The sequence below is a fragment of the Streptomyces sp. NPDC088923 genome (genome assembly GCF_044749745.1).
Lineage (GTDB): Bacteria > Actinomycetota > Actinomycetes > Streptomycetales > Streptomycetaceae > Streptomyces.
Map to the genome: position 1 here is coordinate 63,994 of NZ_JBIVIO010000004.1, position 23,561 is coordinate 87,554.

Sequence of the window (23,561 nt, forward strand, 5' to 3'; positions counted from 1 at the left end):
CCCTCCCCACGGAAGGCACCGTCATGGCCCGCATCCTCTCCGTCTCCGGCAGCCCCTCCGCCACCTCGCGTACCGCCCGCCTCCTGCGCCACCTCGACGCCCACCTGCGCGCGCGGGGCCACGAGGTCACCGTTTTGGATGTCCGCACCCTGCCCGCGGGGCCGCTCCTCGCCGCCGAGTTCGGGCACCCGGAGATCGTCCGCGCCACGCGCGCCTTCGCCGAGGCGGACGGCGTCGTCATCGGCACGCCCGTCTACAAAGCCGCGTACTCGGGCCTCCTGAAGACGCTCCTGGACGTGCTCCCGCAGTACGCCCTCGCGGGAAAGACAGTTCTCCCCCTCGCCACGGGCGGCTCCACGGCCCATGTCCTCGCCCTCGACTACGCCCTGCGCCCCGTGCTCACCTCGATGGGCGCGGCCCACGTCGTCCCCGGCTGGTTCGTGGTCGACAAGGACCTCGCGGTCGATCCGGAGGGCGCCCTGACGATCGCCCCGGGGACGGCGGAGGCCCTCGCCCAGGTGACGGACGCGTTCGCCCGCGCCCTGCACACGGCGTTCCCGGCGCCGATCCCGGTGGGCTGAGCAGAAGCGACGACGGCCCGCCCGAGGTGACCGGGCGGGCCGGGCGGGGCGACCGGGCAGGGCAGCGCAGGCCGCCCGGTCGCCCTACGTTTCCCTATGAACTCGCTTGCTAATTTGGCTTGTTGAGAACCTGTACAGCGCCGCCCCGAACGCCCACGCTGAACTGCGCCGCTCCTGACGACGTCAGTCGGACAACGTTGTCAGGCCGGTGACTCCGCCGCTCGCCGCACGAGGCGGGCGGCGGCCCCCGCAGTCACGCAGGCGAGAAGGGAACAGCCGAATGAGAGCGAGAGCAGCAGGTGGCATCGCCGCCCTGGTCCTGGGAGCGGCCCTCTGGTCCGCCGCCCCCGTGAGCGCCGCCCCCACCGAGGGCGCCCACCGCACGACGATCACCGCTTCGGAGCGCTCGGCGGCGCTGCGGTTCTGGACGGATGCCCGCCTGCGGTCCGCGCGCAGTCTCGACACCCCTGCCGCGGCGTCCACCCCGTCCGCCGCGCCCGATGCCACCGGCCGCCCGGCGACCGCGCCGAAGGGCGAGGAGGTGCGGGTGGCGCCCCTGCCCGCCCCGCGCACCGCCGCGGCCCCCGCCCCCGCCCTCGCGGCATCGGCCCCCGCCCCATGGACCGGCGGCGGCCTCATCTCCACGACGGCGGGCAAGGTCTTCTTCCAGAACGCGGGCGGCGGCACCTTCGCCTGCTCGGCGACCGTCGCCAACGCGGACAACAGGTCGCTGGTCCTGACGGCGGGCCACTGCGTCGTGGACGCGGGCACGGGCGAGGTCTACCGCAACTGGGTCTTCATCCCGGGCTACGCGAACGGCGACCGCCCCTACGGCACCTTCACCGCGTCGGCCCTCTTCCACCTCGACCAGTACGTGGCGACGGCGGGCAACGCCAACTACGACCTCGCCTTCGCCCGCCTCGCCCCACTGAACGGCCGCAGCCTCGGTGACACGGTCGGCGCCCAGGGCATCGCCTTCAACTCGGCGACGGGCCGCGAGGTCCACTCCTTCGGCTACGGCGGCTCGGCGGCCGAGGGCAACGGCGAACGGCTCAACCACTGCTCCGGCGTGGAGTACCCGGACGCGGGCCGCGAGGGCTCCACGATGTGGGGCATCGACTGCGTGCAGACGGGTGGTTCGAGCGGCGGCGGCTTCCTCGCCGACTTCGACGGCGGCGGGGGCTACCTCGTGGGCAACATCAGCGTGAGCGCCGGGAGCAGCGAGTACCACCCCGTGCTCGGCAACGAGGCCCTGGACCTGTACCGCCGGGCCGGAGCCGCCTGACCCCCCCACGGGACCACCGGCCGGGCCCCCTGTCCCTCCGGGGGCCCGGCCGGTGTCACGCGACCGGGGCGTCCACGCGCTCCAGCTTCCGGGCTCCCGAGCGCGTCGCGTACGAACGGTCCCAACTGCTCTTCGCTGCGGGGTCCTTGCGATCCGAGAGGACGTAGTAGTCCATCTGCGCGCGGCCCGCGGTGACGTCGAGGACGCCGTAGCCGTGGGAGTCGAGATCGGCCCAGTGCACGTGCCGGTTCGCGGCGCGCAGCGCCGCCACGGCGAGGGGCGACACCGACTGGGGCGGGACGCCGAGGATGTCGTCGATGTTGTCGGAGGTCACCGAGGTGACGACGAACTCCGTCGCCGCGCTCGCCGACAGCGGATACGTGGCGGCGTTGACGGGCACGTCGTTGGCCCACGCGCTGTGGATGTCGCCGGTCAGGAAGACCGCGTCGCGGATGTTCTCCGCGCGCAGGTGGGCGAGGAGTTCGCGGCGGTCGTCGGTGTAGCCGTCCCACTGGTCCGGGTTGATCGCCAGACCGCCCGCCGGGACGCCGAGCAAGTCCCGCAGCGGGCCGAGGAGTTCGGCGGGAAGGGCGCCGAAGGCGAGCGGCGAGATCATCACCGAGGTGCCGATCAGCTGCCACTGGGCCGCCGAGGCGCTCAACCCCGCCTTGAGCCAGTCGAGTTGCGCCCGCCCCGTGATCGAGCGCTCCGGGTCGTCGACCGCTCCCGCACCCGTCCGCGCCTGCTGGGAACGGAAGGAGCGCAGATCGAGCATGTGCAGCTCGGCCAGCCCGCCCCAGCCCACCCGCCGGTACACGGTGCCGGCCGTCGAGGGCCGTACCGGCATCCATTCGAAGTACGCCTGCTTCGCCGCCGCGACCCGCGCCGCCCAGTCGCCCTCCGTGCCCGGTGTGTGGTTCTCGGCGCCGCCCGACCAGGCGTCGTTGGCGAACTCGTGGTCGTCCCAGATCGCGATGAAGGGGTGGCGCGCGTGCACCGCCTGGACATCGGGGTCGGTCTTCGTCGTCGCGTGCCGCAGCCGGTAATCGGCCAGCGTCAGCGTCTCGTTGCGGGGGCTGTGCGGCCGTACCGGCTTCTTCGGGTAGTCGCCGCTCGCGTACTCGTAGACGTAGTCCCCGAGGTGCAGGACCGCGTCGAGGTCCGTGCGCGCGGCGAGGTGCCGGTACGCGGCGAAGTAGCCCGCCTCCCAGTTCGCGCAGCTCACGACGCCGAACCGTGCGCCGCCGACGCGCGCGTCGGCGGCGGGGGCGGTCCGGGTGCGGCCCGCAGGCGAGCGCTCGTCGCCGCGCGTGAAGCGGTAGTGGTACGTGGTCGCCGGGCGCAGTCCGCGCACGTCCGCCTTGACGGTGTGGTCCTGCTCGGGGCCCGTCCGGACGGTGCCGCGCGCCACGACGCGGACGAAGTCGGCGTCCTCGGCGACCTCCCAGCCCACCTCGCCCGCGGCCCCGCGCCCCGAGCCCGGCGTCGCCTCCGGAACAGGTGTCACGCGGGTCCACAGCAGGAATCCGTCGGGCAGCGGGTCACCGGAGGCGACTCCGTGGAGGAAGAGCGGCGAGGCGGCGCGCGCGGCCGGAACGAGCGTCCCCGCGAGCACGGCGGAAACGGCGGCGGCCTTCACGACCGTGCGGCGGCGGGGGTGCGAAGGGCCGAAAGGGGGTCTGAGTGCGTCCTCGTGAGTCGTCACACGCGCACGGTAGGGCGCGGGAAGCGGTATGTGACAGGGTCCGTACGGAGGGTTCCCGCACCGTTCAGCCGGGCGTCGCCGCGTGCTCCCCGCGCGCCGTGCCGTCCCCCGTCGCGCTCACAGCCCCGGCGCCCCCCATACGGGGAACCACCGGCTCAGGTCCTCCTCCACCCGCAGGTCCGTGCCGAGAGCCGCGCGCACCTCCAGCTCCAGCTGGTTGTCCCGTTTCTCCCGGTCTCCCGGCTGCGGGGCGAAGGGGTAGAAGCTGCCGCGCTTGTAGAGGTAGACGAGGCCCAGGGAGCGGCCGTGCTCGTCCTGGAAGGCGAGAAGCGAGCACAGGAGCTGGGGGCCGAAACCGCCCTCCTCCAGGAGCGTGTTCACCGCGTGCAGGTCGGTGACGAGGCCGCTCAGGTCCTCGGGCGGCTGGGTCGACAGCAGCCACGTGTACCCGTACGGGTCGCGGCTGAACTCGACGGGGACGCCGCCCCGCTCCGTATCCGCGTCGAGCAGCGCCCGTACGTCGTCCCGCACCCGCGCGAAGGATGCCCCCTCGGCGGCGGCGAAGCACACCGAGCCGCGCCCCGTCGGCCGGAAACCGGTCGCCGCCTGGAGCGTGAGCGCCGCCGAGGGGATGGCGAAGAGCTGATCGAGATCAGGGCGGACCGGCTTCGAGCGGCCGAGCAGCGCGTCGAGGAAACCCACGCGACCTCCAGTCGGGAGCGGTGACGGCGCGGCTCAGCCGGAGAGCTGGGCCGAGATGCGGGAGAGCTGGTCCAGGCGCTGCTGGAGCGTCGGGTGCGAGGAGAGCAGGCGGCCGAGGCTCTCCTTCGAGGAGAAGGCGGGCACGAAGAAGAAGGCGTTGTACGGCTCCGCCTTGCGCAGGTCCTGGGTGGGGATGCGGGACATCTGCCCGCTCACCTTCGTCAGCGCCGACGCGAGCGCGGACGGCCGCCCGGTGAGGAGGGCCGCCGCGCGGTCGGCGGAGAGCTCGCGGTACCGCGACAGGAGGCGGGTCAGGAGGAAGCCGATCGTGTAGACGGCGGCGCTGACCAGCGGGATCAGGAGCAGGGCCACGCCCACGGGATCGTTCCTGTTCCCGCCGCGGGTCAGGCCGCTCCACAGGGCCATCCGGGTGATGAGCCCGGCGAGCACACCGAGGAAGGAGGCGATCGTCATGACGAAGACGTCTCGGTGCGCCACGTGCGACATCTCGTGCGCGAGCACGCCCTCCAGTTCCTCCGGTTCCAGGCGTCTGAGCAGCCCCGTCGTGACGCACACGAGCGCCGAACGTTCGTTGCGCCCGGTCGCGAAGGCGTTGGGGACGTCGCTGTCGGCGATCGCGACGCGTGGTTTCCTCAGGTCGGCCAGGGCGCAGATCCGGTCGACGACACCGTGCAGTTCGGGGGCCTGCTCCGGGCTCACCTCGCGCGCGCCCATGCCGAAGGCGGCGATGCGGTCGCTGAACCAGAACTGCGCCACGAAGAGCGCGCCCACCGCGATCAGGATGATCGGCCAGGCCCCGCGCAGCACCGCGAGCAGGACGCCCACGAGGACGACGTAGAGCAGACCGATGAGGAACATCGTGGTCACCATGCGCACGGTGAGCCCCTGGTCGGGTGCGTAGCGTGAACGACTGCGGGCCATTCCCGCCTCCCCTCATTGCCTTCCGTCGGCTCAGGGCGACGCTGTCCTGCCGCCGCCTCCGGCTTCCGCTTACTCCATAGTGCCCTTTTCCATGTCGAAGGGGAGTAAACGGATGTTCGAAAAAGGGTTTCCGTCGCCGCGCATGCCGCGGCCCCGGCACCCCACCGAGGGGGATGCCGGGGCCGCGCACGGGGTCGGGCCGGGGCCCTGGGTCAGCCGGCCGCCACGAAGCCCAGCTCACCGTGGGTGTACGAGCCGTCGAGGTGGCCCTTCGTGATGCCGTACGGACCGCCGATGTTCAGGTAGTCGGCGTTGACGTCCACGTGGGTGTACTCGGCTTCGCCGGCCACGAAGGACGGGCCCTCGTCGGCGGAGGCCAGGCTCGCGCCACCCAGAACGGCGGTGGCGGCAAGGGCGGTGGCGGCGAAGACGGTGCGAAGGCGCATGCAAACTCCTCGTTGAGGTGGGGTCGTTCGCACCGAGACTTCCCCTGGTGAAGGGCCATATCCCCTCCCGCAACTCGAATTCCATCGAATGGGTCAACGCCCGAACTGTTGACAAGCGCATCACGTGGTCGCGGCCCGGTGCGCGGGGCTGTCGGGAGCGGGAGCGGGAGCAGGGGCGGGGGCGCCGCTCAGGCGCTCCCGGGCTCGAAGGCGAAGTCGTGGAGCAGCGGGCCCGTCGTGGCCGGGTCCTCGTACATCGGGGTGTGGCCGATCCCCGGCAGGACCTCGACGCGGCAGCCGGGGACGGGGCGGTACTCGTCGACGCAGGAAGGCGGCCAGCGCTTGTCGGCGCCGCCGAAGAGCACCAGGGACGGCAGGCCGAGCGCGGTGAGGCGGGCGGGCAGCGGCCTCTCGCGCAGGTACGCGGTCGACGCGCGGTCCGTGCCGGTGAGGCCCTGGTACGTCATCCCCTTGACGTCGGCTACGAGTTGGGCCGGGATCTCGACCTCGCGCGTGAAGGCGCCGGCCAGTGTGGCGCGGATCATCCCGTCCGTGCGCAGCGCCCACAGCAGGTTCCCGATGCCGGGCGTGGCGAGGAGGCGGGCGGGGAGGCTGTCGCCGCTGAAGGAGTCCATGCTCGGGCCCGTGTCGATCACACCGAGACCGGCCACGAGATCGGGGCGTGTCTCGGCGAGCGCGATCGCGACGCAGCCTCCGGTGGAGTGGCCGACGACGGTCGCCCGGCGGACCCCGAGCCCGTCGAGCCGCGCCGCGACGAGACGGGCCTCCTCGGCCATGCCGTAGTCCGCCGCGCGGGGCTTGGGCGAGGCGCCGTGGCCGAGCAGGTCGAAGCGGAGGACGCGGAGCCCCGAGAGGGCGGGGAGCACGGGGTCCCACCAGGCGAGGGAACCGGCGAGGCCGTGGATCAGGACGAGCGGCGGCGCCGTCGCCCCGGAGGCGGGGGACTCGGCCACGTGCAAAACGGGCGTCCGCGCGGCGCCGCCCCTCCGGGGGCCGAGGGGCAGGGAGTTACTGGTTTCGGTCATGACTTCAGCTTCTTCGTCCGCCCGGAATCGGTATTGGAGGAATGTTCGTACAGTCGGTACATGGAGGACACGAGCCGGTGGGAGATCGCGCGGGTGCGGGCCCGCGGCGGGGTCGCGATGGCGGGGTTCCGGGTTCACCCGGGCTCCGACGTGGAGTTGCGGGCGCTGCCGCACCCGGCGGTGACGCTCGCCGTCGAATTCGGCGAACGGGCCTTCGCAGTACGGGCGGAGAGCGGTGAGGTACGGGCCGAGAACGGTGAAGTGCGGGCCGAGAACGGTGAAGTACGGGCGGCAAGCGGTGAAGTGCGTGCCGGAGGGCTCGCCGCCGGGCTCGGGTTCGGGGTCTTCAGGGCGCGGGCCGCGGGTACCGCCGCCGTGCAGGCGCGCCTCTCGCCCCTGCTCGCCCGCTCCGTACTCGGTTTGCCGCTCGCGGAGTTGGGGCGCGGGGTCGTTCCGCTGGACGCGGTGTGGGGGGCCGGTGCGGAGCGCCTGAGGGAGCGGCTCGCCGAGGCCGCGGGGTGGCCGGAGCGGTTCGCGCTCGTCGAGGCCGAGTTGGCCCGGCGGGCGTTGGCCGAGGGCGGCGTCGATCCCGAAGTCGCCCACGTCTGGCGGCTGATCGTCCGCGGCGGGGGCCGGGTGCGCGTCGAGGAGCTGGCCGGGCTGACCGGCTGGAGCAGGCAACGGCTGTGGGCGAGGTTCGGCGAACAGCTGGGCATCACCCCCAAGCGCGCCGCCATGCTCGTCCGCTTCGACCACGCCGTCCACGCCCTCCTGCGCGGGGACGGACCCGCGCGCGTCGCCGTCGAGCACGGTTACGCCGACCAGTCCCACCTGCACCGCGACGTCCGCCTCTTCGCGGGCACGACGCCGGGGCTGGCGATACGCGAACCGTGGCTCGCGGTGGACGACAGGGCCTGGCCGACGGGGGGCACGTGACGGAGGTCGCCCCATTCTGCCGGAGCGGTGGCGGCGGCGTGCCGGTCGGCCCGTACTGCCGGAGTGTGCGGCGCCGATCGGCCCCTGCCGCCCGGGGCACGCGCTCCACGCGCCGGGGGAGACGGGCGGCCCCCCGGGGGCAGGACTTGAGCGGCGGGGTACGTGCGGTGGCGCCGCGCGTACAGGTCCGTTCACCCCGTCTTCCGCCCGTCGCCACCGCGCGGTCGCTCCCGCGTGCGTGGATGTTCCCGTCCAGCCCGCCCCGCCCCGGGAGCCCTCGTGTCCACCGCCACTCCGCCCCGTACCGCCGGAGCCGCCCGCCGCGTCGGCGCCGGCGTCGCCGCCACCGCCGCGCTCGGCGCGCTCCTCGCCGCCGCGCCGCAGGCGAGCGCGGCGACGCCGTCCCCGCGCCCCGGCGACCTCCTCACCGTCCGGCTCGACCAGCTCCGTCCCACCCAGCCGTCCGTCGGCAAGGATCAGATCTTCTACAAGCTCGGCCGGTACGGGAGCCCGAAGGACGAGCAGGCGGGGGACTTCAACAAGCGCTTCGACGACTGGTGCGAGACCAACGGCCAGGGCGAGGCCGAGAAGGTCCCCGTGGGGGCCAGGCTCGCCGACCCCGCGAGCTTCACGTGCGCGATCCCGCTCGGCGAGGAGACCGACGAGAGCCGTGCCGCGATGAAGACCGTCGTCGTCGGGCCCGGCGGCAGCCTCTACCTCACGGACGGCCACCACAGCCTGACCTCCTTCTGGGAGGCTCCGGACGGCGGCCCCGGTACGACCATCAGGCTGCGCGTCCAGGCCGACTACAGCGAGCTGGGCCAGAGCGCCTTCTGGGACGAGATGCGCGCCCACCACTGGGTCTGGCTCCGCGACGAGCACGGCGACCCCGTCACCACCGAGGAACTCCCCACCCGCCTCGGCCTCTCCCGCTTCCACGACGACCCCTACCGCTCCCTGGTCTACTTCACACGCGACATCGGCTACACCGCACCGGAGGACGCCGCCGAGTACCTGGAGTTCCTGTGGGGCGGCTGGCTGCGCGAGCGGCTCGACCTCGGCGCCTACGACCTCGACGACCCGGCCTCCTACCTCCAAGCCGTGCGGAGCGCCTCCGAGTTGATGGTGGCCGCCGATCCGGACGAGGTCATCGCGGACGGGCGCACGGCCGCCGAACTCGGCCGCCTCGACGAGTGGAACGACGGCAAGAAGCCCGAGAAGGGCGAGTTCGGCAAGCTCTCGCAGCCGCTCACGGCCGAGAAACCCGGCAAACTCGCCTTCGCGCTCGACTACCGCTCCCGCACCGTCGCCCCGCCCCGCTGCACCACCACGCTGCGCGGCGCCCGCTCGGGCCCGCTCGTCGTCGACTCCGGCGTCACGTGCCTCGACAACACACGCCAGACCGGTCCCGTCGTCGTACGCGCCGGAGCCTCGCTCGTCGCCCTCGGGGCCGAACTCACCGGTCCCGTACAGGCCGTGAGCGCGCGGAGCGTGTACCTGTGCGGTACGACGCTCGACGGGCCGCTCTTTGTGGTCGGCTCCGGGCTCCGCACCGAAGGCCCTGACTGCTCCGCCAACTCCTTCGGCGGTCCCGTCCAGTTGGTGGCGAACACGCGGGGCTGACTTGCCCCGTACCGCCGCAATCCTCCACGTTGATCCTTCAACTCGCGGACGGTGCCGATGGGTTGGCGGGCCGTGCGTGTAAATAATCCGTAGCAAAGGTTCGTACCTTCGCATTGACATCGCGCGCGGCCCGGCCGAACCTCGAAGGCGGCGCGGGTCCTTCGCACCCCACCGGCCCCAGCGGGCCGCGCGGGGACCGTGCCTGCCGGGTGGCCCCACGCCCCTGGCGGCGTGGCCGCGTACCTGGCGGGCGGCCCGTCGTTCCCCCACCCGCCAGGGAGGTACCGTCATGCCCGCAGCATCCCGTACCCGCATCCCCCACAGCTCCGGCCGCAGGGCGGGGCGCCCGCTCGCCGCCGGCGCCGCGCTCCTCGCCGCCGCCTTCTGCGGCCTGGCGACCGCCCCGCAGGCGGGCGCCGCTCCCGCTCCCGCACCCGTCGCCGCCGCCGCGCCGGGCGAGGCCCCGCCGGACTCCTTCTGGGGCGACACCTCCGCCTTCCCCGCGCCGAACAACGTGGTCACTGTCGCGGTCCTCAACCGCACCAACGGCAAGTACCCCGACAGCGAGGTCTACTGGAGCTTCAACGGCGAGACGCACTCCATCGCCGAACAGCCCTACGTCGACATGCCCGCCAACTCGGCGGGCCGCATGTACTTCCACCTCGGCTCGCCCGACAGCGAGTACCAGGACTTCATCGAGTTCACCGTCGGCGACAACGTCTTCAACGGCAACACGACCCGCGTCGACGCCTTCGGCCTCAAGCTCGCGATGCGCCTGCACGCCGCGGACGGCTACGACGTGCAGGTCGGCGAGGACTACGACACCTTCCAGCAGTCCCGCGAGCAGACCTTCCAGGAGTTCAAGGACGAGGTCCCCACCGAGTTCAAGGGCCTCGCCGACGATCCCACCCGCATCCCGGCCCCCGGCGGCTCGCCCGACTTCCGTGCGGGCGGCAAGTACGCGGACTACTTCACCGCCTACGCCCAGTCGCAGGGCGTCGACGCGCCCACCTCCGACATCACGGGTTGCGCCGGCGTCCTCGCCAACGACCCGGGCAAGTGCTCGGCGCTCAACCGCCACGTCGCCCAGCTCCCCGAGGACCAGTGGTCCACGCCGGACCTGTACTACAAGGACAGCCCGGCGAACTACTACGCGAAGTTCTGGCACGACCACGGCATCAACCACCTCGCCTACGGCTTCCCGTACGACGACTACGCCGGCCAGTCCTCCTTCGTCTCGCACCAGGACCCGCAGTGGCTCGCGGTGGCCGTGGGGTGGTGACGTTCCCTCCGGATCGCTGAGGTCCCTCCTGGAACGGTGGCATCGCGCCCGGAGTGTTGATGGACACGTCGCAGGGCCCGTACGAAGAGCAGCTCTTCGTACGGGCCCTGTGGACAATCCGACTCCCGTGATCCGACCGCCTCGCGGCCCCGGTCCGGCCGCGAGGTACCGGAGGACCTCAGCCCTCCGACAGCAACCCTTCCCGCAGCTTCCCCAGTGTCCGGCTCAGCAGGCGCGAGACGTGCATCTGCGAGACGCCCAGCTCCGCCCCTATCTGCGCCTGGGTCAGCTCCTGCCCGAAGCGCAGTTCGAGCAGGTACCGCTCGCGATCGTCGAGCGTGCCGAGGAGGGGGCGCAGCGCCGTGAAGTTCTCGACCAGCTCCATCGCCGGGTCCCAGTCGCCGAGGAAGTCGGCGTAGGTCGTCGCGGTCTTCTGGTCGGGCTTGCCGCTCGTGGTGCTGTCGGCGGGCAGGTCGAGCGAGTCGGACATGTAGCCGTTCGCCGCGATGAGCCCGTCGATGACCTCCTCCTCGCTGATGTCCAGCTCGGCCGCCAGCTCCTTGACCCCGGGGTCGCGGTCCAGCTCGACCGCGAGCCGCTCCTTGGCCCGCGCGAGGTCGACGCGCAGCTCCTGGAGGCGCCGCGGGACGTGCACCGCCCACGTGCTGTCGCGGAAGTACCGCTTGATCTCGCCGACGATGTACGGGATCGCGAAGGAGGTGAACTCGGCCTCGCGGGTGAGGTCGAAGCGGTCGATCGCCTTGATGAGGCCGATCGTGCCGACCTGGAGGATGTCCTCCATGTCCCCGTTGCCGCGGTTGCGGAAACGGCGCGCGGCGAAGCGCACGAGGGACTGGTTCATCTCGATGAGCGTGTTGCGCGCGTACTGGTAGGCGTGCGTGCCCTCTTCGAGGACGGCGAGCTGATCGAAGAAGAGCCGCGAGAGCTCGCGGGCGTCCTGCGGGGCGATCTTCCCCGCATCCTCTATCCAGGGCAGTCCGGCGGCATCCGCCTCGGCCGCCGCCGGGCCGGACGTGCCCGTGCTGTGCGTGGTGATCGTCACGAGTAGCACCTTTGCAGTCGGTTGCGGTCGAAGAACTTCGACATGGCCCCGCCTGCCCCGGCCCGTCGCCGTCACACACGACGAAACGCGACGATCGGGAAACGGCCCGAAATCATCAGGAGAACGAGGTTCGGCGCCGGTGGAATACCGGCTCTGTCGGGCCGGATGATCCTCTTCCGGAATCCACTCCACCCCGCTGACCAGGTAAGTCGGCGCTCCTCCCGTGACTTTCCGCAGGGAATAAGAAAAGACACGAGAGATCGCGAAAAATGCCGTGCATATCTGTTCCGGACGCGGGAATTCGGGAACAAGGGTTTATGCGGGCAGTCCGCCACGGGCCCCGCCGCGCCGCACCGCCCGGGTTGTTGGGTACGGTTTCCCAGGGCACCCCCAGGGTGCCGACGTACCGTCAGGCGCGCCGCCGGGGGCCGCGGGCGGGTGTGTCGCTGGTCCGCCGAACGAGTGAGGCGGGCGAGAATGAACGAATGCAGACAATCGTACGAGCCCGGACGGGGTGGGGCAGTGAACAGCCACGACGTCACTGATGAGCAGTGGGAAGGGCTCGCCCAGGTCGTACCGCTGCGCAGCAGCGACGCCTGGCCGTCCTGGCCGGGGCACAGCGCGCTCCCGGACGCGGAGACCGCCTCGCGCCGGCGCTTCGTCGTCCTGCGCGTGAACGTCTTCGCGGACGCGCGGGAGGTCGCCGAGACGCTCATGGCGCAGATCCCCGTTCTGCTCGACCTCAGCGGCGCCGAGAGCGAGACCGCCAAGCGCGTACTCGACTTCAGCAGCGGCGTGGTCTTCGGCCTCGGTAGCGGCATGCACCGCGTCGACCGCAACGTCTTCCTGCTGGCCCCTCCCGGCACCGAGGTGCAGAGCCTGGTGGAGGGCGTGCGGGGCACGGGCGCGATCGGCTGAGACGCCGGCCGATGGCGGTGGGGTGCGCGGGGAGTGCGGGGTGCCGCGTGCTCGTGGTGCCGAGTGCCCTCCGGGGCGTGGTGCGCGGCGCGCGCGGTGGGCGTGGCGGGGAAGGGCGGGGACGCGGGCGTCTCGCTTCGGTGAGCGCTGAGGTGCTGTCCGGGGGCGGGCCGCGGCACGGCGTTCAGCGAGGGGGGAGTCCCCGGCGAAACGGTTCGTCTTCCGGCCCGGGCCGCCGTCCGTGACGGGGAACTACGCCGTTCCCTGCCCCGCTCCGCATGCGGCACGCGGGCGACCGCCGCGCGCGGGGGCCCAGGCCCGGCGGAGCGGCTCGGTCCCGCCGGGTGACGATGCGCCGCGGTGAGTGGCTCGGGCGCGGTCCGGCCGGGTGGGGCCGGTGCGTGCGGTGGCCGAGGTTTCGCCCGGCGGAGTGGAGGGCCTTTCCCGCGCGTCCCCCGATGGTGGGAAGCTGCCGCAGGCGAAACGGTTCGTCGCGGAGAGGCACGCCTATGTTCCGCACATGCCTCCCACCTCAGGTCCCGGCCCCACCGCGCAGGCCGCCGAAACGCCCCGACCCGTCCCGCCCGGCGCGGACGGCGCGGACGGCGCTTCCGCGCCGAGCGCCGCGCGCGTACCCGGTCAGACGCGCGCGGACACCACACCCCGCCCGCATCTGACCGAACTCCGTCTCTCCGCCTTCGCCGGTCACCGCGCCACCGTTCTGCCCCTCGGCCCCGTCACTCTCCTCACCGGGCCGAGCGGCGGCGGCAAGTCGACCGCGCTCGCCGCCTGCGCAGCCCTCGCCGCGCTCGGCAACGGCTCCTCGCTCGCCGAGGCCTTCCCCGAACCCCACGCCGCCGTCCCCGAGACGGCCCGCCCCGACGCGCAGCGGCGGCGCGGCTTCCGCATCGGCTGCGTCTGCGACGGCCCCGCCGGACCCGTACGCCTCGACCTCGCCGTGCAGGCGGAGCCCGAACTGCGCATCGTGGGCGAACGCCTCAGCGGCGACGGCGTCGTCTACCTCGAAACCGCGCTGCGCGACCCCGCCCGCCGCACCGTGCAGGCCGCCTGGCACACGGCGGGCAACGCCTCCGTCACCCGCGCCCCGCTCCCCGACGACCTCCTCGGCACCACACTCCTGCCGCTGCGCGTCGCGGGCCGTACGAAGGAGCAACGACGCGTCCTCGCGGCGGCCGAGCAGACCGTCCTCGCCCTGCGCAGCCTCTTCCCGTGCACCCCCGCCCCCGCGGCGATGCGCCCGCCGCCCGCCGGCGGGGACGGGCTGCTGCGCCGCGACTGCGCCAACCTCGCCGAGGTGCTGCACCGTGCCGCGCGCGAGTGCCGCACGCGGTACGGGCTCCTGGAGGCGGCGGTACGGGAGGGCTGTGCGGGCCCCGTCGACGGCCTCGGTACCGAGCTGCTGCCCGGGGGCGCGGTCATGGCACGGCTCCTGCGCCCCGAGGGCCCCGGGACCCCGTTGTCCCGGCTCGGTGACGGTGAACTGCGGTACCTGGCGATGGCGTTGGTGCTGTTCACCGGGCCCGGTGTGCTCGATGTGGACCCGGCGAGCGAAGTACCTGGCGCGCTCCAGGCGCTCACCGTCCTCGCGGACGACTTCGACCTGCACCTCGACGAGCGCCAGGTCGCTCTGCTCCTGGACCTGGCGGCGCGGATGGCCGCGCGCGGCCACATCCGTCTCCTCGGCGCGCTCTCCCGCCCGCCCGTCCCGCTGGACGGCTCGCCGGGCGGGCGGCAGAGCTTCCCGGGGGTGCGGCTCGTGGAAGTGGGCACGGCGGTACGTGGTACACCGGAGCGGTGACGAGCCAGACACCCCCGCCCGGGGCCCCTCGAACCGCTTGGGACACGGCCCTCCAGGAGTTGCGCGAACGCCTCACCGCCTTCGCCGCCGCCCGCGACTGGGAGCAGTACCACACGCCGAAGAACCTCGCGGCGGCGCTCAGCGTGGAGACCGCGGAACTCCTGGAGATCTTCCAGTGGCTGACCCCCGAGCAGTCGGCGGCCGTCCTGAACGATCCCGCGACGGGCTTCCGCGTCCACGACGAAGTCGCTGACGTCCTCGCATATCTCCTCCAGTTCTGCCACGTCCTCGGCATCGATCCGGTGCGGGCGCTGCACGCGAAGATCGGCAGGAACGAGGAGAGGTTTCCCGTCGGGGAGAGCGACTGAAACGAAAATCTCGTCACTCTTCGGAGTGAGCCGTTGTGCGCCTTCCCTGGAGTTATCCACAGATTTGCCGTGATGGCTTCCGATGTCCTCACCCGTCCAGCACGCTGAGTAGCGAAGCCGGCAACGGATGGACGGACACGGGGGACGGAACGATGGACGCGACACGGCTCGCGGTGGTGACGGCGGCGGCGCTCGGGGCGGCACGCACGGAGACGGAGGTGGTACGGGAGGCCTGGCAGGCCCAGGCCCTGGCCCGCGCGGTCGGCGGCATCCTGGCGGCGACGGGCCCGCATACCCAGAGCGCCGAGGCCCGCAGGCTCCACGAGACCGGCGACACGGGCGCCCCGCCCTGCGTCCGGCCCCGCGCGGGCCGTCTCACCTCGGTCGCCGACCCGCCCCGCGCCCTGGACGCCCTGGACTCGCTTCTCGCGGAAGCGGCTCACGCTCTCATCCCCCTCGCGGCGACGGCGGCGGAGAGCGGCACGTACACGGACTGCATGGAAACGATCGAAGCCCTGGGCAACTCCCGGGACGCGGTGCGGGTGTTGCGGGGGCTGTGGGCGGGGTCGCCGGAAGTGGTGGCGCGAGGAAAACCGGTCGACACCGGGAGTGACGATCCGGGACGCTGCGCGCGATGACAAGAATCAGTGACACCCCGCCCGCGTGGGACGACCGCACCCAGCTCACCACGTTCCTCGACTACGCACGCGACACCGCCCGGGCCAAGTGCGAGGGCGTCTCCCCGGAGCACGCCCGCACGGCACCCCTGCCCGGCTCGCCGCTGATGACGATGAGCGGAGTGATCAACCACCTGCGGTGGGTCGAGTACTACTGGTTCCAGGTGGTCTTCCTCGGTGAGGAGGACGAGGGTCCCTGGACCGACGAGGACCCGGACCGCGAGATGCGCGTGGCCGTCGACTTCCCGCTCCCGCGACTGCTCGGCGAATACGCGGAACAGAGCGCCCGCTACCGCGAACTGGTCGCGGGCACCGCACTGGACAAGCAGGCCCAGCGCCCCATCCGCGACGGCCGCCACGTCGATCTGCGCTGGATTCTCCTCCACCTCACGGAGGAGACAGCCCGCCACAACGGGCACTTGGACATCCTGCGGGAACTGCTGGACGGGACGAGAGGGGGGTGAGGAGGCGGGGGACCCTGCGGTAGGGCGGCTTTCGGGGGCTCCTCGACCGGCGGGGGCGTGCGGCGGCGGGGCGCGTGCGGGGGTGGGGTGGGGCGGCGCGCATGCGGGGTCGTGGGCGCGTGCGGGGGTGTGAGGACGTGTGGGGTGCCTGCCTGCCGGTGGGCGGGAGAGGGCGTCAGGGGCGGGGCGGGACGGGTTGGTGGGAGTTCGGCGGGGATGGTGGGGCTCTGGTCGTTTTGGCGGTGCCGGGCGTTCGGCGGGCCCGAGGGCTCTCCCGGGCGCGGGTCGTGTCGGGTGAGGCGGGAGCGGAACTCCGGGCCGGGAGTGCGTGAGGGCGTCCCCGCCGGGAAAGCCGGCCGGGCGGCGGCGGCCCGAGGTGCTGGGCGCGTGGCGCCTGGCTTCGTCAACCGCGCTTCGCTCGCCGGGACCGTGTCGGGGAAGGCGATGCGGGTCGCCCGGCGCGGCTCTGGCCGCTCCGGCGGGGTGCCGGTCGCATCGGCGGGCGTTCAGCGGGGGTGGCGGGAGTCGGGGCCGTTTTGGCAGGGTGTCGGTCGTTTCGGCGGAAGACCGGCCGCTCCTCCTGGAGTTGAGTTCGACCGGGGTGATGGGAGTCCGGCCATTGTGGCGGGGTGGGGGTGTTCGGCCGGGGTGGTGGGACTTTGATCGCTCCGGCGGGGTTCGGCCGCTTCGGCGGGAGTGGCGGGGCTCTGGCCGGCCGTTTGGCGGGGTGCGCCGGGCGTTCGGTGGGTGTCGGGTGGGGGTGGCGGGGGTTCGGCCGCTTCGGCGGAAAGTCGCCCGCTTCGGCGGGAGTTGGGCCGCTCCGGCAAGGGTTGGCCGACTTGGGGGAGTTGCGCCGGGGTGGCGGGTGGTTGGCGGGCATGGTAGGACTTTGGCCGTTTTGGCGGGGTGCCGGGCGTCCGGTGGGAGTCTGGCGGGGGCGGCGGGAGTCGGGCCACTCCGGCGGGAGGTCGCCCGCTTCGGCAGGAGTCCGGCCCGGATGGCGGGAGTCCGGCCAGGGTGGCGGGGCTCTGGCCATTCCGGCGGGGGCCCGGTTGTTCCGGCAGGGGTCCGGCCGGGGGAGCGGGACTCCGGCCATTCCGGCGCTGTTCCAGCCGCTTCCGCCGGGCTCCAACTGTCCAGGTGGTCTGCGGCTGTCCCGCGGGGGACTGCGGCCCGTGTCGCGTGGGCCCGCCCGGGGGTGAACGTTTCGGGGGGACGGGGCGTCCAGGGAGTGAGGTCGTTCTTGTGTCAGGGGGTGGGCGCGTTGCGGGCGGTGGGAGTGCGTATGGCTCTGGCGGTTGGCCTGCTCGTGGCCGGTGCGGGCTGTGGGAGTCAGTCGACGGGGGATGACGGGGACCTGCGAGCGATGCGGGAGCGGGCCCGGCGGGTCGGGGCGGCCTGGGAGGGGAGCGGTGCGGCGGCCTCGTGGCGCGCGGGGTACCACCCCGTGGGTTCGGGGGTGCGGTTGCCGCGTGGGGGCTGGCGGGGCGTGGATGATCAACGTGCCTATGCGCAAGGGGCGTTCGAGTTGCGGGGAGGGTTGCCCGGCGCCGGGACGAAGGAGGTCGGCGTGACGTGGGCGGGGCGGGCGCCGGTCGTCCGGCCGCTTGTGGGGGCTCGGGCCTCGTACGCGCGGATGGCCCAGGGCGGGGACGGCGAGGGGAAACCGCACCTCACCGTGACCGGCGCGCGGCTCGGCACGACGACGGTCGCGACCACTCGCGGCCCGGCGACCGTCCCGGCCTGGCTCTTCGCGCTGGACGGCTACGACTCCCCGCTCAGGCGCGCCGCCGTGACCCCCTCACCGGCTCCCCGCTCGCCGATACCCCCCGCCCGTTCCCTGCCCGGTGAGCGAGTGGACCGGCTCGCCGGGGTCAGCGCGGACGGGCGCACGGTCACCGTGGTCGTCGCGCACGGGGTGTGCGACGACGGCCCCCGCGTGGCGGTCCTGGAGACGCGGGGCAGTGTCGTGCTCTCCGCCTCCGTCGCAAAGGGCCGGCACCCCGGCGTGTGCACGAAGCAGGCGAGACTCACGCCCGTCCGCGTACGTCTCAAGCAGCCCCTGGACGGGCGGGTCCCGCTCGACGCGCTCACCGGTGCGCCGGTGCCGTACAAGGAACCACCCGCAGGCTGAGCCGCAGCGGGTGTCGTCCCCCTGGAGAGCCGGGCTGCCGCGTGGAGTCCGGGTCGGGCCGGGTGGGGTCGGCGGTGAGGGTGGCCATCGTTCCCACCCTCGCTGGGGGCTGCCCGCCCCGAGAGGGGCAAGTCGGCACGGCGGAATTTTCACCCGACCGTGGAACGGGGCCCGTGGGGGGTGCGGCGCGGTCGAGGCGGGGGTCAGGAGGCAGGATGGGGGGCATGGATCTGCGTATCTTCACCGAGCCCCAGCAGGGCGCCACGTACGACACACTCCTCACCGTCGCGAAGGCGACCGAGGACCTCGGCTTCGACGCGTTCTTCCGCAGCGATCACTATCTGCACATGGGTGGCGACGGTCTCCCGGGTCCCACGGACGCCTGGATCACCCTTGCCGGGCTCGCCCGCGAGACGAAGCGGATTCGTCTCGGAACGCTCATGACCGCCGCGACCTTCCGCCTCCCCGGCGTTCTCGCCATCGAGGTCGCGCAGGTCGACCAGATGTCCGGCGGACGCGTCGAACTAGGCATCGGCGCGGGCTGGTTCGAGGAGGAGCACAAGGCGTACGGGATTCCGTTCCCGAAGGACAAGTTCTCGCGCCTCGAAGAGCAGCTCGCGATCGTCACCGGGCTGTGGGAGACGAAGCCGGGCGACACCTTCAGCTACGAGGGACGCCACTACCAGCTGGAGAACTCCCCGGCCCGCCCGAAGCCCGCGCAGTCGCGGGTGCCGGTGCTCATCGGCGGGTTCGGCGCGAGCCGTACGCCGAAGCTCGCGGCGCGGTACGCCGACGAGTTCAACGTGCCCTTCGGCTCGATCGAGGACAGCGAGCGGCAGTTCGGCCGGGTGCGGGCGGCGGCCGGCGAGGCGGGCCGCAACCCCGAGGACCTCGTCTACTCGAACGCGCTTGTCGCCTGCGTCGGAGCGAACGACGCCGAAGTGGCGCGTCGCGCGGCGGCGATCGGCCGCGAGGTCGACGAGCTGAAGAAGAACGGGCTCGCCGGGACGCCCGCCGAAGTGGTCGACCGTATCGGCCAGTTCGCCGCGATCGGCTCCCAGCGGATCTACTTCCAGATCCTCGACCTGGACGACCTCGACCACCTGGAGCTCATCTCCTCGCAGGTGCGGAGCCAGCTGAGCTGACCCCGGGCGGGGCGGGCGCGGGACGGCGAGGGGGGCTCGCCGCCCCCGCCCCCGCCCCCCGCGAAGCCCGACGGGCGTTCCGGTTAAATCGGTCGTCCGCCGGGGCGGGGGGAACGCATAATCACGGGGTGTTCATGACCTTGACGACCACCGGTACCCCCGAAGCGCCCGCCTCCGACCTCGGCTTTCTGCTCCACAAGCATCCCGGGCGGGCCCAGCGCTTCGACACGGCGCACGGGACGGCGCACGTGTTCTACCCCGAGGCCGGGGTCGAGCGGTGTTCGGTGGCGTTGCTCCTGGAGATCGACCCCGTCGCGCTCGTGCGGCGCGGGAAGCGCAAGGGGCGCGGCAAGGCGCCGGACGCCTCGCTCGCGCAGTACGTCAACGACCGCCCGTACGCCGCCTCCTCGCTCTTCACCGTCGCGCTCGGCACCGTCTTCAAGACGGCCCTGCACGGCGAGTGCAAGGCGAGGCCCGAACTGGCCGGGCGCGCGCTGCCGCTGCGGATCGAGCTGCCCGCCGTGCCCGCGAACGGCGATCCCGGCCTCGTCGAGCGGCTCTTCGCCCCGCTCGGCTGGACCGTGACCGCCGAGCCCGTCCCGCTCGACCCCGCCTTCCCCGAGTGGGGCGACTCGCGGTATGTACGGCTCGTGCTCGAAGGCGAGCAGGTGCTCGCCGAGGCGCTGCGCCACCTGTACGTCCTGCTGCCCGTCCTCGACGGCACCAAGCACTACTGGGCCTCGGCGGACGAGGTCGACAAGCTCCTCCGGGCCGGTGAGGGCTGGCTGCCCGCGCACCCCGAGCAGGCGTACATCACGCGCCGCTACCTCAGCTACCGCTACTCGCTCACGCGCGACGCGATGGAACGCCTCGAACTCCTCCGGCTCGCCGAGTCCGACGACACCGAGGCCGGGAACATCGACAACGCGGTGGAGGACGGAACGGAGGGCGCGGAAGGCGGTGACGGTACGGAGGGCGCCCCCGAAGCCGGCGGTACGGAGGGCGAGGCCCCCGACGCCTCCCGTCCCGTCACTCTCGCGTCCCGCCGCCGCGCCGCGATCCTCGAAGCGCTCCGCGCCGCGAACGCCGCCCGCGTCCTCGACCTCGGCTGCGGCGAGGGCACCTTGGTCAAGGAACTGCTCAAGGACCCGCGCTTCACGCACGTCCTCGGCATGGACGTCTCGCAGCGCGCGCTCCAGATCGCCGCGCGCCGCCTACGTCTGGACCGGATGCCCGAGCGGCAGGCGGCTCGGCTCACGCTCGTGCAGGGCTCGCTCGCGTACACCGACCCGCGCCTCACCGGCTACGACGGCGCCGTGCTCAGCGAGGTGATCGAGCACGTCGACCCGCCGCGCCTCGCGACGCTCGCGTACACCGTCTTCGGGGCCGCGCGCCCCGCGACGGTCGTCGTGACGACACCGAACGCCGAGTACAACGTGCGCTGGGAGACCCTGCCCGCCGGGCACGTCCGCCACCACGACCACCGTTTCGAGTGGGACCGCGCCCAGTTCAGGCGCTGGGCCCAGGAGGTCGCCGCCGCGTACGGGTACACCGTCGCCTACGGGCCCGTCGGCGAGGAGGACCCCGAGGTGGGCCCGCCGACCCAACTCGCCCGCTTCACCCGTGCCGACACCACCGAGTCCGTCACGGACACCACCACGAAGGAAGGAGCGGCGGCATGAGCGAGAACACCACCACCGACACCACCACCGACACCACCACCGGCACCAGCACCGAGACCGCCGCCGGCCCCGCGGGCACTCCGGCCGCCCCCGCCCCGGCGAAGAGCCGTCGCTGCCCCGTGCCCGACCTCTCCCTCGTCGTCCTCGTCGGTGCGACGGGCTCCGGCAAGTCCACGTTCGCCGGGCGGCACTTCAAGCCGACCGAGGTGCTCTCCTCCGACTTCTGCCGGGGGCTCGTCGCGGACGACGAGAACGACCAGGGCGCCTCGCGCGACGCCTTCGACGTGCTCCACTACATCGCGGGCAAACGGCTCGCCGCCGGGCGGCTCACCGTCGTGGACGCGACGAGCGTGCAGCGCGAGAGCCGCAAGCAACTCGTGGACCTGGCCCGCGAGTACGACGTACTGCCCGTCGCGATCGTTCTCGACGTGCCCGAGGACGTGTGCGCCGAACGCAACGCGAAGCGCGAGGACAGGGCGGGCCTCCCGCGCCGCGTCATCCAGCGCCACCAGCGCGAACTGCGCCGCTTACTGCGCGGCTTGGAGCGCGAGGGTTTCCGCAAGGTGCACGTGCTCCGCGGTGTCGCCGAGGTCGAGTCGGCGCAGGTCGTGCGCGAGAGGCGCTTCAACGACCTGCGCGAACGTACCGGCCCCTTCGACCTGATCGGCGACGTGCACGGCTGCTCCGCCGAGCTGGAGGAGCTGCTCGGCAAGCTCGGCTACGAGGACGGCGCGCACCCCGAGGGCCGAACCGCCGTCTTCGTGGGGGACCTTGTCGACCGAGGCCCCGACACGCCCGCCGTGCTGCGCCGCGTCATGGGCATGGTCGCGGCGGGGACCGCGCTGTGCGTGCCCGGCAACCACGAGAACAAACTCGGGCGCCACCTGAGCGGCCGCAAGGTCACCGTCGCCCACGGACTGGCCGAGACCATCGAGCAGTTGGAGCGCGCCGAGGCCGAGGAGCCCGGCTTCAAGGAGAAGGCCGCGGAGTTCGTGCGCGGCCTCGTGAGCCACTACGTGCTCGACGGCGGCAAGCTCGTCGTCTCGCACGCCGGACTCCCCGAGCGCTACCACGGCCGCACCTCGGGACGGGTCCGCTCGCACGCGCTCTACGGCGACACGACGGGCGAGACCGACGAGTTCGGCCTGCCCGTGCGCTACCCGTGGGCCGAGGACTACCGTGGCAGGGCCGCCGTCGTCTACGGGCACACCCCCGTACCCACCGCGACGTGGCTCAACAACACCATCTGCCTCGACACGGGCGTCGTCTTCGGCGGCCACCTCACCGCACTGCGCTGGCCCGAGCGCGAACTCGTCGACGTGCCCGCGCACCAGCAGTGGTACGAGCCGGCGCGGCCCCTCGAATCGGCCGCGCCCGGCGGCCACCAGGGCCGGCCGCTCGCGCTCGGCGACGTCGTGGGCCGCCGCACCGTCGAGACCCGCGCGCTCGGCCGGATCGGCGTGCGCGAGGAGAATGCCGCGGCGGCCCTGGAGGTCATGAGCCGCTTCGCGGTCGACCCGCGTCTCGTCCCGTACCTGCCCCCGACCATGGCGCCCACGCCGACCTCGCACCGTGAGGGCTACCTCGAACACCCCGAGACCGCCTTCGCCGCCTACCGCGAGGACGGCATCGCACACGTCGTGTGCGAGGAGAAGCACATGGGCTCACGCGCCGTCGCCCTCGTGTGCCGCGACGCGGCCACGGCCGTCGGGCGCTTCGGCCTCGCGGACGAGGGCGAAGCGACCCCCACGGGGGCGCTCGTGACCCGTACCGGACGCCCCTTCTTCGACGACCGCGCGGTCACCGAGGAAGTGCTCGCCCGCCTGCGCGCGGCCATCGACGCGAGCGGGCTGTGGGACGAACTCGACACGGACTGGCTCCTGCTGGACGGCGAACTGCTGCCGTGGTCCCTCAAGTCCACGGGGCTGCTCCGCTCGCAGTACGCGGCCGTGGGCGCCGCCGCCGGGGCGGTCTTCCCCGGTGCGCTCGCCGCGCTCGACGCGGCCGCGGAGCGGGGCGTCGACCTCGGCGACCTCGGCGAGCGGCAGCGCGAACGGGCGAGCGACGCCGCCGCGTTCACCGAGTCGTACCGGCGGTACTGCTGGCCGGTGCGGGGGCTCGACGGCGTCGAGTTCGCGCCGTTCCAGCTCCTCGCCGCGCGCGGCCGGTCCCTCGCCGGCGTGCCGCACGACGCCCAACTCGGTTATCTCGACCGCATGGTGGCCGCCGAGACGACGGGCCTGCTGCGCACGACACGGCGGGTGTACGTGGACACCACCGACGAGGACTCGGTGCGCGCCGGGACCGAGTGGTGGCTCGCGCTCACCGCCGAGGGTGGCGAGGGCATGGTCGTCAAGCCGGTCGAGGCGCTCGCCCGCACGAGCGGCCGCAAGCTCGCGCAGCCCGGCGTCAAGTGCCGGGGCCGCGAGTACCTGCGGATCATCTACGGGCCCGAGTACACCCGACCGGAGAACCTGGAGCGGCTGCGCGAGCGCCAGCTCGGCCACAAGCGCTCGCTGGCGCTGCGCGAGTACGCGCTCGGCCTCGAAGCGCTCGACCGCTTCGCGGAGGGGGAGCCGTTGTGGCGGGTGCATGAGGCCGTCTTCGCGGTCCTCGCGTTGGAGTCGGAGCCGGTTGATCCTCGGCTGTGAGGGAGCGGGGCTCCGTGCGGCGGACCGTCACGGGGCTCCGCCCCGGACCCCGCTCCTCAATCGCCAGAGGGGCTGATTTTTGCCCCTCGTGG

20 protein-coding genes are annotated in these 23,561 nt (G+C 73.1%); 14 read left to right on the forward strand and 6 right to left on the reverse strand.

Annotation, left to right across the window (positions count from 1 at the left end):
• Nucleotides 1-23 precede the first annotated feature (23 nt).
• Both ssuE and ACIP4O_RS18410 read left to right on the forward strand, forming a co-directional pair.
• Nucleotides 24-581: an NADPH-dependent FMN reductase gene (ssuE, locus tag ACIP4O_RS18405; RefSeq protein ID WP_401575598.1), complete on the forward strand. Its 558-nt coding sequence runs from the start codon at nucleotides 24-26 to the stop codon at nucleotides 579-581.
• Nucleotides 582-861: 280 nt separating this feature from the next.
• On the forward strand, nucleotides 862-1,866 hold the full coding sequence (locus ACIP4O_RS18410; protein WP_401575599.1) for a trypsin-like serine peptidase: 1,005 nt from the start codon (nucleotides 862-864) through the stop codon (nucleotides 1,864-1,866).
• Between the two features lie 55 nt (nucleotides 1,867-1,921).
• Here ACIP4O_RS18410 and ACIP4O_RS18415 read toward each other — a convergent pair whose 3' ends face one another.
• From ACIP4O_RS18415 to ACIP4O_RS18435, 5 genes are all read right to left on the reverse strand, one after another.
• Nucleotides 1,922-3,571: an alkaline phosphatase D family protein gene (locus ACIP4O_RS18415; protein WP_401575601.1), complete on the reverse strand. Its 1,650-nt coding sequence runs from the start codon at nucleotides 3,569-3,571 to the stop codon at nucleotides 1,922-1,924.
• A 117-nt stretch (nucleotides 3,572-3,688) separates the two neighbouring features.
• Nucleotides 3,689-4,273 (reverse strand): hypothetical protein, encoded by a 585-nt coding sequence (locus tag ACIP4O_RS18420; RefSeq protein ID WP_361332381.1) that lies wholly within the window; start codon nucleotides 4,271-4,273, stop codon nucleotides 3,689-3,691.
• Nucleotides 4,274-4,306: 33 nt separating this feature from the next.
• Complete coding sequence (gene htpX / locus ACIP4O_RS18425) at nucleotides 4,307-5,215, reverse strand: zinc metalloprotease HtpX (protein ID WP_361332378.1); 909 nt, start codon at nucleotides 5,213-5,215, stop codon at nucleotides 4,307-4,309.
• Between the two features lie 212 nt (nucleotides 5,216-5,427).
• Nucleotides 5,428-5,661 carry a hypothetical protein gene (locus tag ACIP4O_RS18430; RefSeq protein WP_361332375.1) on the reverse strand — a complete coding sequence of 78 codons (234 nt, stop codon included), beginning with the start codon at nucleotides 5,659-5,661 and terminating at the stop codon, nucleotides 5,428-5,430.
• A 188-nt stretch (nucleotides 5,662-5,849) separates the two neighbouring features.
• Nucleotides 5,850-6,707 (reverse strand): alpha/beta fold hydrolase, encoded by an 858-nt coding sequence (locus tag ACIP4O_RS18435; RefSeq protein WP_401575604.1) that lies wholly within the window; start codon nucleotides 6,705-6,707, stop codon nucleotides 5,850-5,852.
• Nucleotides 6,708-6,767: 60 nt separating this feature from the next.
• Between ACIP4O_RS18435 and ACIP4O_RS18440 the strand changes: the two genes are divergently transcribed.
• The 3 genes from ACIP4O_RS18440 (at nucleotide 6,768) to ACIP4O_RS18450 (ending at nucleotide 10,548) form a co-directional block, all read left to right on the forward strand.
• Nucleotides 6,768-7,643 (forward strand): helix-turn-helix domain-containing protein, encoded by an 876-nt coding sequence (locus ACIP4O_RS18440; protein WP_401575606.1) that lies wholly within the window; start codon nucleotides 6,768-6,770, stop codon nucleotides 7,641-7,643.
• Nucleotides 7,644-7,922: 279 nt separating this feature from the next.
• Nucleotides 7,923-9,266 carry a ParB/Srx family N-terminal domain-containing protein gene (locus tag ACIP4O_RS18445; RefSeq protein ID WP_401575607.1) on the forward strand — a complete coding sequence of 448 codons (1,344 nt, stop codon included), beginning with the start codon at nucleotides 7,923-7,925 and terminating at the stop codon, nucleotides 9,264-9,266.
• Nucleotides 9,267-9,555: 289 nt separating this feature from the next.
• Entirely contained in the window at nucleotides 9,556-10,548 is a 993-nt protein-coding gene (locus tag ACIP4O_RS18450) for a glycoside hydrolase family 64 protein (protein ID WP_401575609.1), read from the forward strand.
• Nucleotides 10,549-10,726: 178 nt separating this feature from the next.
• Here ACIP4O_RS18450 and ACIP4O_RS18455 read toward each other — a convergent pair whose 3' ends face one another.
• Nucleotides 10,727-11,605 (reverse strand): SigB/SigF/SigG family RNA polymerase sigma factor, encoded by an 879-nt coding sequence (locus tag ACIP4O_RS18455; RefSeq protein ID WP_361332521.1) that lies wholly within the window; start codon nucleotides 11,603-11,605, stop codon nucleotides 10,727-10,729.
• A 528-nt stretch (nucleotides 11,606-12,133) separates the two neighbouring features.
• Between ACIP4O_RS18455 and ACIP4O_RS18460 the strand changes: the two genes are divergently transcribed.
• The 9 genes from ACIP4O_RS18460 to ACIP4O_RS18500 all read left to right on the forward strand — a co-directional run bounded on the left by ACIP4O_RS18460 (nucleotide 12,134) and on the right by ACIP4O_RS18500 (nucleotide 23,469).
• Complete coding sequence (locus tag ACIP4O_RS18460; protein WP_361332361.1) at nucleotides 12,134-12,529, forward strand: cell division protein SepF; 396 nt, start codon at nucleotides 12,134-12,136, stop codon at nucleotides 12,527-12,529.
• A gap of 520 nt (nucleotides 12,530-13,049) precedes the next feature.
• Nucleotides 13,050-14,348: a biotin transporter BioY gene (locus ACIP4O_RS18465; protein ID WP_401575610.1), complete on the forward strand. Its 1,299-nt coding sequence runs from the start codon at nucleotides 13,050-13,052 to the stop codon at nucleotides 14,346-14,348.
• The gene (locus tag ACIP4O_RS18470) at nucleotides 14,345-14,716 is read left to right on the forward strand and encodes a nucleotide pyrophosphohydrolase (RefSeq protein WP_401575612.1); all 372 of its coding nucleotides are present in this window, start codon (nucleotides 14,345-14,347) and stop codon (nucleotides 14,714-14,716) included. Before ACIP4O_RS18465 ends, ACIP4O_RS18470 begins: the two co-directional genes overlap by 4 nt.
• A 152-nt stretch (nucleotides 14,717-14,868) precedes the next feature.
• Complete coding sequence (locus tag ACIP4O_RS18475; protein WP_401575614.1) at nucleotides 14,869-15,354, forward strand: DUF6099 family protein; 486 nt, start codon at nucleotides 14,869-14,871, stop codon at nucleotides 15,352-15,354.
• A complete protein-coding gene (locus tag ACIP4O_RS18480) occupies nucleotides 15,351-15,857 on the forward strand; it encodes a DinB family protein (RefSeq protein WP_401575616.1) in 507 nt (168 codons plus the stop codon). The genes ACIP4O_RS18475 and ACIP4O_RS18480 overlap by 4 nt, the downstream gene beginning before the upstream one ends.
• Nucleotides 15,858-17,427: 1,570 nt before the next feature.
• The gene (locus tag ACIP4O_RS18485; RefSeq protein ID WP_401575618.1) at nucleotides 17,428-17,991 is read left to right on the forward strand and encodes a hypothetical protein; all 564 of its coding nucleotides are present in this window, start codon (nucleotides 17,428-17,430) and stop codon (nucleotides 17,989-17,991) included.
• Between the two features lie 224 nt (nucleotides 17,992-18,215).
• A complete protein-coding gene (locus ACIP4O_RS18490) occupies nucleotides 18,216-19,136 on the forward strand; it encodes an LLM class F420-dependent oxidoreductase (RefSeq protein WP_401575619.1) in 921 nt (306 codons plus the stop codon).
• A gap of 134 nt (nucleotides 19,137-19,270) precedes the next feature.
• Complete coding sequence (locus tag ACIP4O_RS18495) at nucleotides 19,271-20,818, forward strand: 3' terminal RNA ribose 2'-O-methyltransferase Hen1 (RefSeq protein WP_401575620.1); 1,548 nt, start codon at nucleotides 19,271-19,273, stop codon at nucleotides 20,816-20,818.
• Nucleotides 20,815-23,469, forward strand: coding sequence for a polynucleotide kinase-phosphatase (locus ACIP4O_RS18500; protein WP_401575622.1), 2,655 nt, complete (start codon nucleotides 20,815-20,817; stop codon nucleotides 23,467-23,469). Before ACIP4O_RS18495 ends, ACIP4O_RS18500 begins: the two co-directional genes overlap by 4 nt.
• Nucleotides 23,470-23,561: the final 92 nt, after the last annotated feature.

What these genes read in the sequence shown, in the direction of transcription:
- ssuE (WP_401575598.1), top strand. Translation starts at nt 24, where the DNA reads ATGGCCCGCATCCTCTCCGTCTCCGGCAGCCCCTCCGCCACCTCGCGT.
- ACIP4O_RS18410 (WP_401575599.1), top strand. Translation starts at nt 862, where the DNA reads ATGAGAGCGAGAGCAGCAGGTGGCATCGCCGCCCTGGTCCTGGGAGCG.
- htpX (WP_361332378.1), bottom strand. Translation starts at nt 5,215, where the DNA reads ATGGCCCGCAGTCGTTCACGCTACGCACCCGACCAGGGGCTCACCGTG.
- ACIP4O_RS18430 (WP_361332375.1), bottom strand. Translation starts at nt 5,661, where the DNA reads ATGCGCCTTCGCACCGTCTTCGCCGCCACCGCCCTTGCCGCCACCGCC.
- ACIP4O_RS18435 (WP_401575604.1), bottom strand. Translation starts at nt 6,707, where the DNA reads ATGACCGAAACCAGTAACTCCCTGCCCCTCGGCCCCCGGAGGGGCGGC.
- ACIP4O_RS18440 (WP_401575606.1), top strand. Translation starts at nt 6,768, where the DNA reads ATGGAGGACACGAGCCGGTGGGAGATCGCGCGGGTGCGGGCCCGCGGC.
- ACIP4O_RS18450 (WP_401575609.1), top strand. Translation starts at nt 9,556, where the DNA reads ATGCCCGCAGCATCCCGTACCCGCATCCCCCACAGCTCCGGCCGCAGG.
- ACIP4O_RS18465 (WP_401575610.1), top strand. Translation starts at nt 13,050, where the DNA reads ATGCCTCCCACCTCAGGTCCCGGCCCCACCGCGCAGGCCGCCGAAACG.
- ACIP4O_RS18475 (WP_401575614.1), top strand. Translation starts at nt 14,869, where the DNA reads ATGGACGCGACACGGCTCGCGGTGGTGACGGCGGCGGCGCTCGGGGCG.
- ACIP4O_RS18480 (WP_401575616.1), top strand. Translation starts at nt 15,351, where the DNA reads ATGACAAGAATCAGTGACACCCCGCCCGCGTGGGACGACCGCACCCAG.
- ACIP4O_RS18490 (WP_401575619.1), top strand. Translation starts at nt 18,216, where the DNA reads ATGGATCTGCGTATCTTCACCGAGCCCCAGCAGGGCGCCACGTACGAC.
- ACIP4O_RS18495 (WP_401575620.1), top strand. Translation starts at nt 19,271, where the DNA reads ATGACCTTGACGACCACCGGTACCCCCGAAGCGCCCGCCTCCGACCTC.
- ACIP4O_RS18500 (WP_401575622.1), top strand. Translation starts at nt 20,815, where the DNA reads ATGAGCGAGAACACCACCACCGACACCACCACCGACACCACCACCGGC.